Annotated in this window: 19 protein-coding genes; 17 read left to right on the top strand and 2 right to left on the bottom strand. The window is 54.1% G+C overall.

The annotated features are described in order from the left end of the window. The first annotated feature begins 12 nt into the window (after nt 1-12). From L6R21_04610 to L6R21_04540, 15 genes are all read left to right on the top strand, one after another. Nucleotides 13-180 (top strand): type II toxin-antitoxin system HicA family toxin, encoded by a 168-nt coding sequence (locus tag L6R21_04610; GenBank protein ID MCK6558461.1) that lies wholly within the window; start codon nt 13-15, stop codon nt 178-180. Nucleotides 181-195: 15 nt separating this feature from the next. Beyond that, a complete protein-coding gene (locus tag L6R21_04605) occupies nt 196-471 on the top strand; it encodes a type II toxin-antitoxin system HicB family antitoxin (protein MCK6558460.1) in 276 nt (91 codons plus the stop codon). A 179-nt stretch (nt 472-650) separates the two neighbouring features. Next, entirely contained in the window at nt 651-1,370 is a 720-nt protein-coding gene (locus L6R21_04600; protein ID MCK6558459.1) for a dienelactone hydrolase family protein, read from the top strand. A gap of 87 nt (nt 1,371-1,457) precedes the next feature. Continuing rightward, the gene (locus tag L6R21_04595; GenBank protein MCK6558458.1) at nt 1,458-2,471 is read left to right on the top strand and encodes a hypothetical protein; all 1,014 of its coding nucleotides are present in this window, start codon (nt 1,458-1,460) and stop codon (nt 2,469-2,471) included. A gap of 90 nt (nt 2,472-2,561) precedes the next feature. After that, nucleotides 2,562-3,023: an NUDIX domain-containing protein gene (locus L6R21_04590; GenBank protein MCK6558457.1), complete on the top strand. Its 462-nt coding sequence runs from the start codon at nt 2,562-2,564 to the stop codon at nt 3,021-3,023. A 43-nt stretch (nt 3,024-3,066) separates the two neighbouring features. Further along, nucleotides 3,067-3,450, top strand: a complete 384-nt coding sequence (locus tag L6R21_04585; GenBank protein ID MCK6558456.1) for a nucleotidyltransferase domain-containing protein — start codon at nt 3,067-3,069, stop codon at nt 3,448-3,450. 37 nt (nt 3,451-3,487) lie between these two features. Continuing rightward, nucleotides 3,488-3,838, top strand: coding sequence for an HI0074 family nucleotidyltransferase substrate-binding subunit (locus L6R21_04580; GenBank protein ID MCK6558455.1), 351 nt, complete (start codon nt 3,488-3,490; stop codon nt 3,836-3,838). A 26-nt stretch (nt 3,839-3,864) separates the two neighbouring features. Continuing rightward, the gene (locus L6R21_04575) at nt 3,865-4,182 is read left to right on the top strand and encodes a hypothetical protein (GenBank protein ID MCK6558454.1); all 318 of its coding nucleotides are present in this window, start codon (nt 3,865-3,867) and stop codon (nt 4,180-4,182) included. Between the two features lie 184 nt (nt 4,183-4,366). Next, the gene (locus tag L6R21_04570) at nt 4,367-4,498 is read left to right on the top strand and encodes a DUF433 domain-containing protein (protein MCK6558453.1); all 132 of its coding nucleotides are present in this window, start codon (nt 4,367-4,369) and stop codon (nt 4,496-4,498) included. A 356-nt stretch (nt 4,499-4,854) separates the two neighbouring features. Next, nucleotides 4,855-5,220, top strand: a complete 366-nt coding sequence (locus L6R21_04565) for a hypothetical protein (GenBank protein ID MCK6558452.1) — start codon at nt 4,855-4,857, stop codon at nt 5,218-5,220. A gap of 104 nt (nt 5,221-5,324) precedes the next feature. Then, nucleotides 5,325-5,555: a nucleotidyltransferase domain-containing protein gene (locus L6R21_04560; protein MCK6558451.1), complete on the top strand. Its 231-nt coding sequence runs from the start codon at nt 5,325-5,327 to the stop codon at nt 5,553-5,555. After that, a complete protein-coding gene (locus L6R21_04555) occupies nt 5,552-5,755 on the top strand; it encodes a DUF433 domain-containing protein (GenBank protein ID MCK6558450.1) in 204 nt (67 codons plus the stop codon). Before L6R21_04560 ends, L6R21_04555 begins: the two co-directional genes overlap by 4 nt. Before the next feature lie 60 nt (nt 5,756-5,815). Then, nucleotides 5,816-6,100: a hypothetical protein gene (locus L6R21_04550; GenBank protein MCK6558449.1), complete on the top strand. Its 285-nt coding sequence runs from the start codon at nt 5,816-5,818 to the stop codon at nt 6,098-6,100. Next, nucleotides 6,069-6,479 (top strand): nucleotidyltransferase, encoded by a 411-nt coding sequence (locus L6R21_04545; protein MCK6558448.1) that lies wholly within the window; start codon nt 6,069-6,071, stop codon nt 6,477-6,479. The genes L6R21_04550 and L6R21_04545 overlap by 32 nt, the downstream gene beginning before the upstream one ends. A gap of 191 nt (nt 6,480-6,670) precedes the next feature. After that, a complete protein-coding gene (locus tag L6R21_04540; GenBank protein MCK6558447.1) occupies nt 6,671-9,640 on the top strand; it encodes a molybdopterin-dependent oxidoreductase in 2,970 nt (989 codons plus the stop codon). A 17-nt stretch (nt 9,641-9,657) separates the two neighbouring features. On the opposite strand, the gene L6R21_04535 is transcribed toward L6R21_04540, so the two are convergent. Together L6R21_04535 and L6R21_04530 are read right to left on the bottom strand one after the other, a co-directional pair. Further along, on the bottom strand, nt 9,658-9,906 hold the full coding sequence (locus tag L6R21_04535; protein ID MCK6558446.1) for a hypothetical protein: 249 nt from the start codon (nt 9,904-9,906) through the stop codon (nt 9,658-9,660). After that, nucleotides 9,903-10,220 carry a hypothetical protein gene (locus L6R21_04530; GenBank protein ID MCK6558445.1) on the bottom strand — a complete coding sequence of 106 codons (318 nt, stop codon included), beginning with the start codon at nt 10,218-10,220 and terminating at the stop codon, nt 9,903-9,905. Before L6R21_04530 ends, L6R21_04535 begins: the two co-directional genes overlap by 4 nt. Nucleotides 10,221-10,453: 233 nt before the next feature. Here L6R21_04530 and L6R21_04525 point away from each other — a divergent pair, with 233 nt between their 5' ends. Next, entirely contained in the window at nt 10,454-13,321 is a 2,868-nt protein-coding gene (locus tag L6R21_04525; protein MCK6558444.1) for a leucine-rich repeat domain-containing protein, read from the top strand. A gap of 39 nt (nt 13,322-13,360) precedes the next feature. Next, on the top strand, nt 13,361-14,104 hold the full coding sequence (locus tag L6R21_04520) for a phage Gp37/Gp68 family protein (GenBank protein MCK6558443.1): 744 nt from the start codon (nt 13,361-13,363) through the stop codon (nt 14,102-14,104). Nucleotides 14,105-14,247: the final 143 nt, after the last annotated feature.

Below are 14,247 nucleotides of genomic sequence, written 5' to 3'. Positions count from 1 at the left end.
TTCAGCGAATGGGTGCGGCTTCTGGAAAAGAATGGATTCAAATTGATCAAGGAAAAAGGATTCATTCGCCATTATGCCAAACGTGGCCATCCCAGGCTTATCCGCATCCACTATCACGGCTCGAAGGAAGTGCCCACTGGAACTTATCACGCCATCCTAAAAGCGGCGGGACTAGAATGAGAACGAGGAGAGAAGATGCTTGACTTGAAATACTCTCTCGTCATCGAGGCAACCGATGACCCGACCTTTTTCGGTTTCTATTCTCCGGATTTGGAAGGTTTCGCCGGTATCGGCCATTCGGTAGAAAACTGTTTATATCAGGCGAAATGGGCTATGGCTGAGCATGTGGCTATCCTGAGACAAAAACGCCTTCGCGTTCCCAAGCTTAACCCTCGGCCGGTGATTCTCAGCCAGAATGAAAACCGGAGCCGGCGGCGGCGAAAAGCGCACGCCAAGCTCGTACAGGATTGATGCCCGAATAATCTGCTTGTCAGCTTCCGGCAGATATCTACTGGCAGCGCGATGCAAAAGCCATTCTCTTGCTGCGGTGATTCCCCTTATCGACTCCAATCAAGGGTGAGACCATGACCTACGTGCGAATTCTCACTGTCCTTCTTCTGAGCAGCATAACTCTGACCTGCGCGCAAGAAATGAAAACCGGATTTCTCCAACGCGAAATCAAAAGCAACGGTCAAACATTCTGCTATCAAGTCTTCGTGCCGGAAGAATTCACCCGCACCAAAAAATGGCCGGTGATTCTGTTCCTGCACGGCGCCGGCGAACGCGGCACGGACTGTGAAAGCCAAACGCAGGTGGGAATCGGCCCGGCCATTCGCCGTCATCTCGCGGAATTCGCCGCTCTCGTGGTGATGCCGCAGTGCCGGCCGGATTCGGTTTGGATCGGCGCGATGGAAGAGCAGGCGCTCGCCGCTTTGGATCAAACCATGGCGGAGTTCAACGGCGACCCGCAGCGCACCTATTTGACCGGGCTGTCGATGGGCGGCTATGGCACCTGGTATCTCGCCGCACGCCACCCCGGAAAATTTGCCGCCCTTGCGCCGGTGTGCGGCGGCATCATTCCGCCGCCCGGACGCCTGTTCCCGCTGCATGCGCTCACGCTTGTTCCCTCGGACCAGCCGCATGCCTCAATTGCGCGAAAGATCGGCAAAACGCCGGTGTGGATTTTTCATGGTGAAGCCGATCCCGTGATTCCCGTTGTGGAATCGCGTGAGATGAATGCCGCGTTGCAGGCGTTGGGCGGCAACGTGAGATACACCGAATATCCCGGCGTTGGCCACAACGCCTGGGACGATGCCTACGCGGAGACGGAATTCTGGAGCTGGCTGTTCTCGCAAGCGCTCGCCAACTGAACATGCGGTGAATTGCAGCCGGCGAAGGTAAAATTGGCTGGACTGTTTTGTGCCTCTGGCGGCACGATTTCCCTGAATGAGGGCGCGATGAACAATCCCAAGACTCTTCTCGACCTGCCGCCCTCCACTAATGAAATCTGGGAAGGCCGCCGGGTCAAAGCGCCGTTTTGGATCACCGGCGAGGCCGGAGGCCCCTATCGTCCGATTTTGGAAATCTGGGCGGAAGTGCGCAGCGACTTGATCGTCGCGCTTCAATTGGTTCGGCAGTTGCCGCCGCCGCAGGCGTCCCTGCGCTTCTTGTGGCAGGCGATGATTGCGCCGCATGCGGGACCGGCGCGGCGGCCCTCCTGCCTGCGCGTTGCGGAAAAATCTCTCGCCGATTTGATGCGACAAAAGCTGGCCGGCGCCGGCATCACTGTCGAACTGGTTGAACGAAGCCCTCTGATCGACCGAATTGTAGCCGAGATGGAAAAGAGCATTGGAGGCAGAGGGTCAAGGTCAATGCCGGCGCTGACGACTCTGCGCGGCGTCACACCGGAGCGCGCCGGCGCGCTGTATCAAGCCGCCGCTCATTGCTACCAGCAGGCACCCTGGCGTGTTGTCTCAGATGAGATCCCGCTGGAAATCACATGTTCGCATTTTGCCCGCAGTCCGGTTTATCTGACGGTGATGGGCAACGCCGGTGTGGAGTTCGGACTCCTGCTCATCTTCAGCCGCAAAGAATTGCAGCGGCTGCGCGCGACTGCCGATGAATTCGAACTGGCGCAAGCGCCGATGCGTTGTGTCACCCTCGGTTTTGCTGATCCGACCTATCTCGCCATTGTCGATCATGATGCGATCGAGCGCCATCACTGGCCGGTCGCGGGTCCGCGGGCCTTCCCACACGTGTTTCAAATCATGCCGGGGCGCCGGCCGATGATTCAACCGCCCACGCTGGCGCAGGTTGACCTCTTGGAAGCCTGTCTCTTGGCAGTGCCGCAAGTCGTTACCGGCCACAAAACCGGATTTCGTGCCGGCCGGCCTTTTGTGGAGAACGTGCCGGTCGAAACGTTTCACGGCACGTGGCAATTGCAGATGAGCTGGCCGCCCAGGGGTTGGTGAAGGACTCTTGCTTGCGTCTCTGCCACCAGGCCGGCAGGCTTCTTGCTGATTCACATTCCGGGACCGAGGCGTTTCAGAAGCGAACAACGGATGATTGACCACACCTGGTACCAACGCCCGCCGCACGTGCCGGAGCATGATTCTGCCGGCGGCGTGGTCGTGCGAATTGAAAACAATTGCATCTACTTCGCGTGTATCGGAGAACCAGGACTCTCCGGTTACGTTTTGCCCAAAGGCCGGGTTGACCCGGGTGAATCCCTCGAACAGGCGGCGCGCCGCGAGATTGAAGAAGAAGCCGGGCTGTCACGACTTACTCTGCTCGATTCTCTGGGCATGCGCGAGCGCCTGGACTATGCCAAACGTGCGTGGAAGAAGATTCACTATTTTCTCTTTCTCACCGATCAAAGCGAAGGCCGGCCCACCGATCCCCAGCACGCAAGTGAAGCGCAGTGGTTTCCGCTCGACGAGCTGCCGGAGATGTTCTGGCCGGAGCAGAGGCAACTGGTGCAGGAAAACCGTGAGCGTATCGCAGAGTTGTTGCAAACAAAGTGAAGTGCCACTGCACACGACATAATATTTGCAACGCAAGCCCAGATTGAATATTTTCGCTCACCAGAACAGAGGAGCAGCGACGGGCCTGAAAATGCCAAATCAGCTTGAGCAAGGAATGAACGAATCATCTTCATTCAGCAAGCCGCGCGTACCTCTGGAGCAAATGATCGTCAACACAATTGTCAAACATGCAAAGGCTGCTCGGATCATCTTGTTCGGCTCACGCGCGCGCCAAGACGCCCACCCCCGGTCGGATTATGATGTCGCAATCGACGATCCTCAGTTAACGCCGGCCCTTCTTGCAAAGCTGCGCGCCGAGTTGGAGGCCCTTCCAACCCTGCTCAATATCGACCTTGTTTGGATAAATCACGCTGCGCCTGTGCTGCGCCACCGAATTCTCAGTGAAGGGAAAACTCTGTATGAGTAATAAGGTTGGAGATTCGTTGAACTAGCTCGAAACGGCTTTGGAGCGCTTGGGAGAGGCGCTTGCCGAGGACAGCTCGAATTCGTTTTTTGTCGATGGCACTGTCCAACGCTTCGAATTCGTTTTTGAGCTGACCTGGAAAACGCTCAAACGCGCTTTGGTGATGGAAGGCTTGATTTGCACAACGCCGCGCGAAACGCTGAAAACCGCATACCAAATCGGCTGGATCAACGAGGAGGACTTGTGGGTGCAGATGCTGGATGATCGGAACGCGACCTCCCACACCTATGACGAGCCAATTGCCTTCGCGATCTATAATAACATCAAAAATTGTTATCCCGCTTTGCTGCAACTGGCGCAACTCATCCGTGCAAAACACCCGGCCCAATAAGATCAATTACATGATCACCTCGAAATTTGGAATCCCGGCGCGTCGCCGCCCGAACTGACGATCGCAGCGCTCAAGCATCCGCACAATTCCATTCCGCGCAATCCGCTCATCGCGAGCGCGCTTTCTTTATCAAATACATCGAACGCTGGGGCACGGGCACAGAGCGCATCGTCAAAGAAACGCTCGCGCACGGTTTGCCCGAACCGGAGTTTTCTCTGTGCGACGGCGGCCTGCTGGCTGTGTTCAAAAAAGCAGAAGCGCTTCTCGTGAGTTTGAATGAAAGGCAAAGGAAAGGTCAAAGCGCCCCATCGAGTTTCGTCATCGCCGGTGGGCCCGTTCTTTGATCTCGCCCGTTGCTGCGTATGCAGCTCGTGTTGTATTCCTCAATACTTTTGTTATATTGTGGGCACAAACAAGATGGTCAGCGGTTCGCGACTTTTTGTTGAAAACACTTCCTTCAGAAGATTTTGATTTGGTCCTTCACAAAAAGTCACAGGCAAAACCATGACAAACAACTGACAAAACCGCATCCGCATCAACTCCAACGTGTGCCACGGCAAAGCGTGCAGGCGCGGCACGCGCATCATGGCCTCGGTTATTTTGGACAATCTCGCCGCCGGCGTGAGTGAGAAGAAATCTCTGATCTATTTGTCAAAGTAAAACGGGGTAGGCATTCAATGAACTTTAGTATTCCACCCAAAGCTTCTGAGTCACGAGCTTGGGCCACATTACAGGGCTGCTCTTTGTTGCCCAACACGGGTGATGGTTTTACCGCCCCGGAAACCCGGGGTGGATTCGACTGGTCAGTGGCGATTGAAGATCAAGCGGCCGGCTATTCGTGCGGGTTTGCACGCCGGCTCATATCAGGAACGTTTTAGCTGCCGGCAATTCAACCCTGATACCGGTGATCTCGAGTATTACGATCCAGTATCAGGCACGTTTGGAACACGCCAAACTCATGGACACTTGGATTTGACGATTAACCAGCCCACTCCTTTTTCTCAAGGAACTCAACCATGAAACTCAAAGGCCTTGCTTTCGACGATTGTGTGATCGTCGGCTTCAGCCGTGACGCCGCCCGTGGGACATTGACGCTGACTTTTGAAGCGTATGTGGTTGATGCGCCAATTCCCCAGCGCGATCTTTACACCTTGGAATGTTCAGGCGTCAAGGAGGTCCGGCTGCAATTTTCTCCTGAATTTCCGGCAGATTTAAATCGCTCTTATGACCCGCAGGGGTATGATCAACGCGCCAACGAAATCCACGAGTTGCGCTGGGATAATTTGGGTTATTTGCACATCGTTGCTGATATGATTCAAGGCAGTTTCCATTGCCAGTCCTGTCGCCTTCTCCGCGTCGTCGAGATTGAAGCCGAAGCTTGAAATTGAGTTTGCGTTTTGTGAAGCACAAACATGAGGGCCGGCAGGTCACGGCTTTCTTCGGAGAAAACTTTTTCTACAGAAATTCCATTGGGGAGAATCTTCCGATGACATCCGCCGGACTGATTTCAGCCATGTTGGAACGCATCGCGCAGAAGTTTCAACCCGAGCGCGTCATTCTCCTTGGCTCGCATGCGGCCGGCGAGGCCGTCTCTCAAAGCGACGTTGATCTGCTGGTGATTCTGCCGCACGTCACGAATAAACGCCAAACCGCCGTTGCCATCCGCCGCGTGTTGGCAGATTTTCCAATTGGCAAAAACTCACAGGTGATAACATGACGAACAACTGGCAAGATCGCATCAGCATCAACCCCAACGTGTGCCACGGCAAAGCATGCATTCGCGGCACGCGCATCATGGTCTCGGTTATTCTGGACAATCTTGCCGCGGGGGTGAGCGAGGAAGAAATTCTGCGCAGCTATTCTTCTCTCACCAGTGAAGACATTAACGCGGCCATGGTATGCGCCGCGGTGCGGTGAGAATGCGCTTGAAAAAAATCGGCGTGCAAAGAAGGCTGCACAGGAATCAAAGGAATCGTCATGGCAATCGACAAAGAGCTTTATCGCAAAATGCTGGAAGCGTATCGCGAGTGGAATGAGTTTGAGCTGGTTGATCGCGCGCGCAATGCCGGCAGGCTTTCACCGGAAGAGGCATGGCAACAGTATGTTGATTTGTGGGAGTTCGCCGTGAACTCGGCCCCGCCCCAAAGCGATTTGCGACTGAAACTGCGTCTGCAAGAATGGGAAGAATATTATGCCAAGATCCAAAAATTCGAAGCGTGGCGGCGCACGCGTGCCCAAAAAACTCACGACACCTCTGCGTAAAGCCATCAAAACTTTGGAGGACAATGGCCACCGCTATGCCGTTATCGACGGGATTGCGCTCTCACAATGGGGGGTGGTGAGAGTAACTCAGGACATTGATCTCAAGGTGTTGGTGTCGAATCTTGATTATGCCGGTGTTCGTACGCTTTTGACGCGCGCTTTTCCCCAAGCCGCACGGCAAAACGCCCCCCAAAATCCCTTTGTCGTCGCGGTAGAAATTGATGCGGTGATTGTCGATTTTCTCCTGACTGCTCCCGGCTATGAAGAACAGATCATCGCCCGCGCGGTTCGCCGCAATCTCAACGGGTTCTCCATTTGGGTTTGTTCCGCCGAAGATTTGATCATTCAAAAAGTGATTGCGGGCCGCGGCAAAGATTGACCTGATGTTGAAGCCTTGTTGATTGAGCAGCACGGCAAACTTGACGAAGCCTATATCGAAAACTGGTTGTCGCAGTTCGCCGAAGCGCTCGACAAACCCGAAATGTTGACGGAGTATAGGCGTCTGAATGACAAAGTCAAAGCCCTCACGTAACTCACCTTGATGGATTCTACCTGAAACGGGAAACTCCCATGCCCTCATCTCACCAACCCAACTTCATTGAACGCCTCGCTGAGAAGCTTCACCTCATCCCCAACTTGCACGAAGAGCTTGGCGCAGAATTGCCGCGTCTAACGGAACCCGGCGATCTCACCAACTATCCGCCGCCGGAGAAGTGGGATGATTGGGTGGAATATGAAGCCAAACGCTGGCCGCGGCGCGAGGCCAGGCATTACATGATCGTGCCGACCATCTGCTTCAATTGCGAGGCCGGTTGCGGCTTGTTGAGTTATGTTGACAAACAAACGCTGCAAGTGCGCAAGTTCGAAGGCAATCCCTATCACCCCGGCAGTCGTGGAAGAAATTGCGCGAAGGGTCCGGCTACCATCAATCAGATTAACGACACCGATCGCATTCTCTATCCGATGAAGCGGCAAGGGGCGAGGGGCGAGGGGCAATGGGTCCGAGTATCCTGGGAGAGTGTGCTCGATGACATCGCCGGACGCATTCGACAAGCATTGATTGAAAAGCGCAATAATGAAGTCGCGTATCATGTCGGCCGGCCGGGACACGAAGGCTATATCGATCGCATTCTGCAATCATGGGGAGTCGATGGCCACAACAGTCACACCAATATTTGCTCTGCAGGCGCGCGCTTTGGTTATGCGATTTGGCACGGTTATGATCGTCCTTCGCCCGATCACGCGAATGCGCGTTTCATTCTGTTGATTAGCGCGCATCTCGAAGCCGGGCATTATTTCAATCCACATGCGCAGCGCATCATCGAAGGCATGATGAACGGCGCGAAGCTCGCGGTGATGGATCCGCGCCTTTCGAACACCGCGAGCATGGCGGATTATTGGATGCCGACTTATCCCGGCAGCGAGGCCGCGGTTTTGCTCGCGATGGCGAAAATCATCATCGATGAAAATCTCTACAATGAAAAATTCCTGTGCGATTGGGTGAATTGGCAGGAGTATTTGATGAAAGAGCATGCGGGCACGGAAGTGACGTTTGTGAATTTCATCGCTGCACTCAGAAAAGAATATCACGAGTATACGCCGCAATTCGCCGAGCAAGAAAGCGGCGTGCCCGCGCAAACCATCGTCGACGTCGCGCGGCAAATCGGCGCGGCAGGCTCGCGTTTCGCGACGCACAATTGGCGCAGCGCGGGCAGCGGCAATCTTGGCGGTTGGGCGGTCGCGCGCTGTTTGCATTTCTTGAATGTGCTCACCGGCAGCGTCGGCTCAGTCGGCGGCACTTCGCCGAGCGCGTGGAACAAGTTCAAACCAAATGTGCCGAACAAACCGCCGGCGCAGAAGTTTTGGAATGAGCTGCACTTTCCCAATGAGTATCCGCTGGCGCATTATGAAATGAGTTTTCTGCTGCCGCATTTCTTAAAAGAAGGCCGCGGCAAGCTCGACGTATATTTCACGCGCGTGTTCAATCCCGTTTGGACCTATCCCGACGGCTTCTCGTGGATCGAGGCGTTGAGCGATGAAAGCAAGGTTGGTTTGCACGCCGCGCTCACGCCCACGTGGAACGAAACCGCGTATTTCGCGGATTACGTTTTACCCATGGGCCACGCGGGTGAGCGGCACGACATTGTGAGTTATGAAACGCATTCCGGTTTATGGATCGGCTTTCGCCAGCCGGTGTTGCGCGAGGCGAAACGAAAAATGGGGCAGCCCGTGCAATTCACCTATGAAGCCAATCCCGGCGAAGTTTGGGAAGAAGATGAGTTTTGGATCGAGCTGTCGTGGCGCATCGATCCGGATGGCAGTCTCGGCATCAAGAAGCATTTCATTTCGCCGTATCGCCCCGGCGAGAAGATGACGATTGACGAATACTATCAATACATTTTCGAGCGCACGCCGGGCTTGCCGGAAAAGGCTGCAGAGCATGGCCTCGCGCCGCTCGATTTCATGCGCAAGTTCGGCGCATTCGAAGTCGAACGAACGTCATACAACAAACATCACCATCCTGTTGCGCAAGCGGATCTGGAAGGCGCGAGTGTCGATGCGACCACGAACATCATCACCAAAAACGGGAAAGCAATTGGCGTGATGATCGACGGCGTCGCGCAAACCGGTTTCAACACGCCTTCGCGCAAGCAGGAGTTTTATTCGCAAACGATGATTGATTGGCGCTGGCCGGAATTCAAGATTCCCACGTACATCAAAAGCCATATTCATCAAAAGGAGATAGATTTCGACAAGGGCGAGTTTCCGCTGGTGCCCACGTTCCGCTTGCCGACGCTGATTCACTCGCGCTCGGGCAATGCCAAGTGGTTGTATGAGATTTCCAATCGCAATCCGGTGTGGTTGCACACTTCCGACGCTGCCCGCCTCGGCATTCGCACCGGCGATTTGATTCGCGTGAGTACGGAAATTGGTTATTTTGTCGATCGCGTGTGGGTGACCGAAGGCATGAAGCCCGGCGTGGTGGCGTGCTCGCATCATCTCGGCCGCTGGCGGCGGGTGCAAGACGCGCCCGGGAATCGCTGGGCAACGAGTCTCGTGAAGATCGAGCAGGTGGAGCAAGGGGCAGAGGTCAAGGGGCAAGGGGCAGAAGGCAGGGGGCAAGGGGCAGAGGGCAAGGGGCAAGGGGCAAGGGGCAAGCAACAGCCAGCAACCAACGACCAACGACCAACGACGAGCCAATGGCGCATCCGCTTGCTCGACAATATTCGTCCCTACAAAAGCAGTGATCCCGACACTTCGCGCATCTTTTGGAGCGACGGCGGCGTGCATCAGAACATCACGTTTCCGGTGCACCCTGATCCCATCAGCGGCATGCACTGCTGGCATCAAAAAGTGCGCATCGAAAAAGCGCATGCGGAGGATCGTTACGGCGACGTGATGGTCGATACCGGGAAGTCGTTCGAGATCTATCGCGAATGGCTCAAGCTAGCGCGTCCCGCACCCGGGCCGAGTGGCTTGCGCCGGCCATTGTGGATGAATCGTCCGCTGCGGCCGGTGGAGGAGGTGTTTTATTTGTGAAAATGTGATGAGATTGACTATTGATAATGGCTGGTAAGATCGATGATTTCGACTGTGCCATCATCGACGAGAACGAAGATCGCGCGATATTTTCTATCGAGCCGGAAGGAATAGATTTGTAAATCTCTCGGTTCGAGCAGCTCGGTGTGCAAGCTCGGGTGGCGCCAGTTTTGTTCGAATAAGCGTAACTGCTTGTTCCATTTCTTCCGCAATTGATGGCGATCCAAATAGCGCTCCAAGTCCGCACGCAGAGGCAGAATTTTCATGCCTTCGCCTTTGCCGAAGATTGCTGAAAAGTTTGCGAGCGCTGCATGCCCTTGCGCAAAGACGCCAAAAACCTTTTGTTGTATTTTCCCGTTGCCTGCATGCGTGCAATGACGGCGTCAATGTCTCGCACCGGTGGCGGAGCAGGGGTTTGCGCCTCATCGCCATCTTGTTCGGCTGCTCGCAACAATTCGGACAACTCCGCTCGAATGGCCTGGCGAATAAGCTCAACCAGCTCGCCGACGGTAAGCGAAGTAACTTGTCGTTTCACGGTAGTATGATTGGACATGATCCCTCTTGGTGTTTGTTTGATCAATGGTTGAAGATACAAAAGAGAGTTTAGACGCACAACAGTAAAATTGTTAGTAATTCATTCTTGATGGCTATTGCTGCCACCACCGCCTGCGATTAAAAGCGCAGGCTCAAAACCCAAGTCGGCTGAAGCCGATTCATCACCCAGTGTGTGGCCAGCCGCCTTCAGGCGGCATCGGCTCTGAGCCTGAGAATTTATTCCCAGGCAATTTCATATAAACCAGAAAGAAGGCGGCTATGGCACGTGACCAGGCCTATCACAAAGCAGAAAACATAATCAAAACTGCGCAACGTTCAAAGATAACTGAACTCACTCTTTGGTATATGGGACTTACAGAGTTGCCAGAATCGATTGGGCAACTCAGACAGTTGAAATTTCTATATCTTTCCCATAACCAATTGGCTGCACTTCCAGAGTCGCTGGAACATTTGATGCAGTTACAAGATTTGAACCTTTCGGACAATTACCTGACTGTGCTGCCCAAACTACTATTGCAACTCACACAGTTAGAGTCACTGAGTCTTTCCTACAACAAGCTGATGGTACTACCAGAAAAGCTAGGTAACCTATCGCAGTTACAGTCGCTGGATATCTCTAACAACCAAATAACGGCGCTCCCTGAGTCGCTAGGGGAACTTAAAAAATTGCAGTCGCTGAATATCTATAGAAACCAACTGAAGACACTCCCTGAGTCGCTAGTAGGACTTACAAAATTGTACTGGCTGGATCTTCGAGGTAACCCTCTTATCCCCGAGCTCGCTGCAGCATACAAACAAGGTCTCGACGCCGTCAAAGCCTACCTGCGCGCCAAAGCTGCAGCGCAAATTATCCTCAACGAAGCCAAACTCATTCTTGTTGGCGAAGGCGAAGTGGGCAAGAGCTGCCTGCTCGGCGCGCTACGTGGTGACCCGTGGGAAGAAGATCGCCCCACCACGCACGGCATTGAGATCAAGCCGGTCAAAGTCACCGATTCAAATAATAGAGAAGAAATCACTCTCAACGGTTGGGATTTCGGCGGGCAGCGAGTTTATCGTCCCACGCATCAGTTGTTCTTCAGCGCGCCTGCGGTCAATCTCGTGGTCTGGAAACCGCGCGAAGGGCCGCAGCAGGGTTTCGTGAAAGAATGGATCAAGCTAATCAAGCATCGTGAGCCGGAGGCAAAAATTTTTGTTGTCGCCACGCACGGCGGTCCACAGCAGCGTCAGCCTGATATTGATCGTCAAGAATTTTGGGATCTCTTTGGCAAAGACACAGTCATAGATTTCCTCCACATCGAGAGCAAGCCCGATAAGAAGGGCAAACGACGCGGTATCGAAGAACTCAAACGCGCCATCGCTCGCGTTGCTTCATCTCTGCCTGAAGTGGGGCACAGCGTACCCAAAAGTTTTCAAGACGTGCGCGAGGCTTTGCAAAAAACCGGTGAGGCTTATCTGCCCTTTGAGCATGTGCTTGCGATATGCCGTGAGCACAAAATGGATGATGAAGTAGCCCAATTGTTCGTAACCATTTCGCATCGCCTCGGACATCTCATTCATTACGAACACGACTCGACTCTGCGCGACATTGTGGTACTCAAACCCGATTGGCTGGCGACCGCCATCAGTTTTGTGTTGGATGACGAAGTCACACGCAATGCTCATGGCTTGGTGCGTTTCACTCGCCTCGGGCAATTGTGGAATGATACTTCGCGTGTGGAAGCATTGCGTTATCCGGCGAATCTCCACAAGATCTTTTTGCGGTTGATGGAGCGCTTCGATCTTTCTTATCGTGTGGCCGATCCTTCTCCCCAAAACGCTGCTGATCCGCAGAGTCTCATTGCGCAGCTCGTGCCCGATACCCGACCTGAAAAAGATTTGGCAAAAACATGGCCGCCGAGCGTTGCTTCTGGCGATATACAGCAAGTGCAAATTTGCCGCATTGTGGACGAGAAAGGCCAATCTGCCACGGCCGAGGGTTTGTTTTATCAATTGATCGTGCGTCTGCACAAATACTCGCTCGGACGCGCCAACTACAATGACAGCGTCCACTGGCAGCGCGGGCTGGTTTTGGACAATGCCTATAACGGACGCGCCTTTCTTGAGCACAAAAGCAACGACATCCACATCACCGTGCGCGCGCCGTATCCCGAACGCTTCCTCGCCATGCTGACCGAGGAAGTGAAATATCTCGTCGAAAGTTTTTGGGAAGGTCTGCGCTGTGACGTGACGGTGCCATGTCTCAACCCCAAGCCATGTTTGGGATTATTCGAAGTCGCCAAGCTCATCGAGAACAAACGGCGCAATCGCCCCGAACAGCCTTGCCCGATTTGCAATGAGTGGCAAAGCATTAACCAGTTGCTGCTCAACGCGCCCGATGCCCGCCCCGTCTCGACGATGCAATTGGTTTCAGATCGCGTTGTTCTGGATGAAGTGCGCGGCTTGCGCCGTCTTTTGTTGGCCCACCACCTGCGGGATATGGACAGGTTCGATCAGTTGGCAGCCAAAGACAAGGAAATTCTGAGCAAAATTGACCTTTCTTACTATGGTCTCATGCAGGCTCTCACCGATGAAGCCAAAGAAGGCCCACGCCTGTTCAGCCTCGTGCCGGTTGACCGCACCAATTTCAATCCAAGAGAATGGACCAGCGCCAAATTCCGCCTGACTTTGTGGTGTGAACATTCGCGTCTGCCGCTGCCGAGTCTCGACGGCAAAGACAGCAAGAAAGGCATCGTTGAGATTGAGCTGACACGTCGCTGGTTCAAAAAAGCCGCACCGTTTCTGAAAGTGCTGACCGGCACCTTGAGTCTGGTTTTGCCGGTGGCCGCCTCCGGCGTCAAATTGGCGATGGACGACACGGCCTACGAGGCGATTGACGAACAACTCGATTTTGGCAAAGACGTCATTGACGCCTCATTGGAGGGAAGTGAAAAAATCAGCGACTGGCTCAGCGGAAGCGAGAGCACGGCGCTGGAACACGGCGAAGCCATCCGCGCGCAAGGCGCGACCCTGCGCGAGCTTCACGCTCTGCTCAAAGCCAAAGACCCCGGCTTCGGCGGCCTCGTCCGTGTGATGAACAAACGTCAGGAATTCCTGTGGGTGCATCCGCAGTTTGAAGGTGAGTATTGAGTTCGTTTTCATAATTTGAAAAGTGACGATTGCAAAATAATGGCAACCCAGTCATCCATCGAGTGGACCGAATCCACCTGGAATCCAGTGACGGGCTGCAATAAGATCAGTCCGGGTTGCAAGCATTGTTATGCGGAACGCATGGCGTACCGGCTACAGGCAATGGGACAACCCAATTATGCCAACGGTTTTGACGTTACCTTGCACGAACGGACACTGCAATTACCATTAAGGTGGAAAAAACCGCAGACCATCTTTGTCAACTCGATGAGTGACCTCTTCCACAGAGATGTTCCAGTGGAATTCATCTTGCGCGCTTTTGACGTGATGCGAAGGGCCAACTGGCACCAATTCCAAATTTTGACTAAACGCTCCGCCCGCCTGCTCGAACTTGATCCGATCCTGCCCTGGGCCTCGCACATTTGGATGGGTGTGAGCGTAGAGACGGAAGATTATTTGTTTCGTATCGACCATTTGCGCCATACCGCGGCACAGGTCAAGTTTCTTTCTCTCGAACCGCTTTTGGGTCCGCTCCAGCGTTTGAATTTGAAGGCAATCGACTGGGTGATTGTCGGCGGCGAATCCGGCCCGGGCGCGCGTCCAATGAATCCACTTTGGGTCATCAATATTCGAAATCAATGCCAAAAAGCAGGTGTTCCTTTCTTTTTCAAACAATGGGGTGGGACGAAAAAGAAGAAGAATGGCCGGGAACTTGAAGGTCGAACTTGGGATGAGATGCCAATTGCACACAAAAATGGCAACCATACTTCTCTTCTATTTTGACAAGCGTGATGTTAGGCTTGCCATCAGTACCGCCGGAACATCTCCGCGAATCCTCATGCCGGCGTTGAGGCGTTGCGGAGAGGTGGTGATGCCCCGCCGCTGATTTGATGCGCCCCCGGGCCGGCCCGGTTGCGTCTCTGGCT

It is taken from the genome of bacterium, assembly GCA_023150945.1.
In the GTDB taxonomy this organism is placed as follows: domain Bacteria; phylum Zhuqueibacterota; class Zhuqueibacteria; order Zhuqueibacterales; family Zhuqueibacteraceae; genus Coneutiohabitans.
Note: the sequence above shows the minus strand (reverse complement) of the source record. Positions and strands in the feature narration are given on the sequence as shown.

What these genes read in the sequence shown, in the direction of transcription:
- L6R21_04560 (MCK6558451.1), top strand. Translation starts at nt 5,325, where the DNA reads ATGACATCCGCCGGACTGATTTCAGCCATGTTGGAACGCATCGCGCAG.
- L6R21_04600 (MCK6558459.1), top strand. Translation starts at nt 651, where the DNA reads ATGAAAACCGGATTTCTCCAACGCGAAATCAAAAGCAACGGTCAAACA.
- L6R21_04520 (MCK6558443.1), top strand. Translation starts at nt 13,361, where the DNA reads ATGGCAACCCAGTCATCCATCGAGTGGACCGAATCCACCTGGAATCCA.
- L6R21_04540 (MCK6558447.1), top strand. Translation starts at nt 6,671, where the DNA reads ATGCCCTCATCTCACCAACCCAACTTCATTGAACGCCTCGCTGAGAAG.
- L6R21_04525 (MCK6558444.1), top strand. Translation starts at nt 10,454, where the DNA reads ATGGCACGTGACCAGGCCTATCACAAAGCAGAAAACATAATCAAAACT.
- L6R21_04555 (MCK6558450.1), top strand. Translation starts at nt 5,552, where the DNA reads ATGACGAACAACTGGCAAGATCGCATCAGCATCAACCCCAACGTGTGC.
- L6R21_04605 (MCK6558460.1), top strand. Translation starts at nt 196, where the DNA reads ATGCTTGACTTGAAATACTCTCTCGTCATCGAGGCAACCGATGACCCG.
- L6R21_04550 (MCK6558449.1), top strand. Translation starts at nt 5,816, where the DNA reads ATGGCAATCGACAAAGAGCTTTATCGCAAAATGCTGGAAGCGTATCGC.
- L6R21_04565 (MCK6558452.1), top strand. Translation starts at nt 4,855, where the DNA reads ATGAAACTCAAAGGCCTTGCTTTCGACGATTGTGTGATCGTCGGCTTC.
- L6R21_04590 (MCK6558457.1), top strand. Translation starts at nt 2,562, where the DNA reads ATGATTGACCACACCTGGTACCAACGCCCGCCGCACGTGCCGGAGCAT.
- L6R21_04535 (MCK6558446.1), bottom strand. Translation starts at nt 9,906, where the DNA reads ATGAAAATTCTGCCTCTGCGTGCGGACTTGGAGCGCTATTTGGATCGC.
- L6R21_04595 (MCK6558458.1), top strand. Translation starts at nt 1,458, where the DNA reads ATGAACAATCCCAAGACTCTTCTCGACCTGCCGCCCTCCACTAATGAA.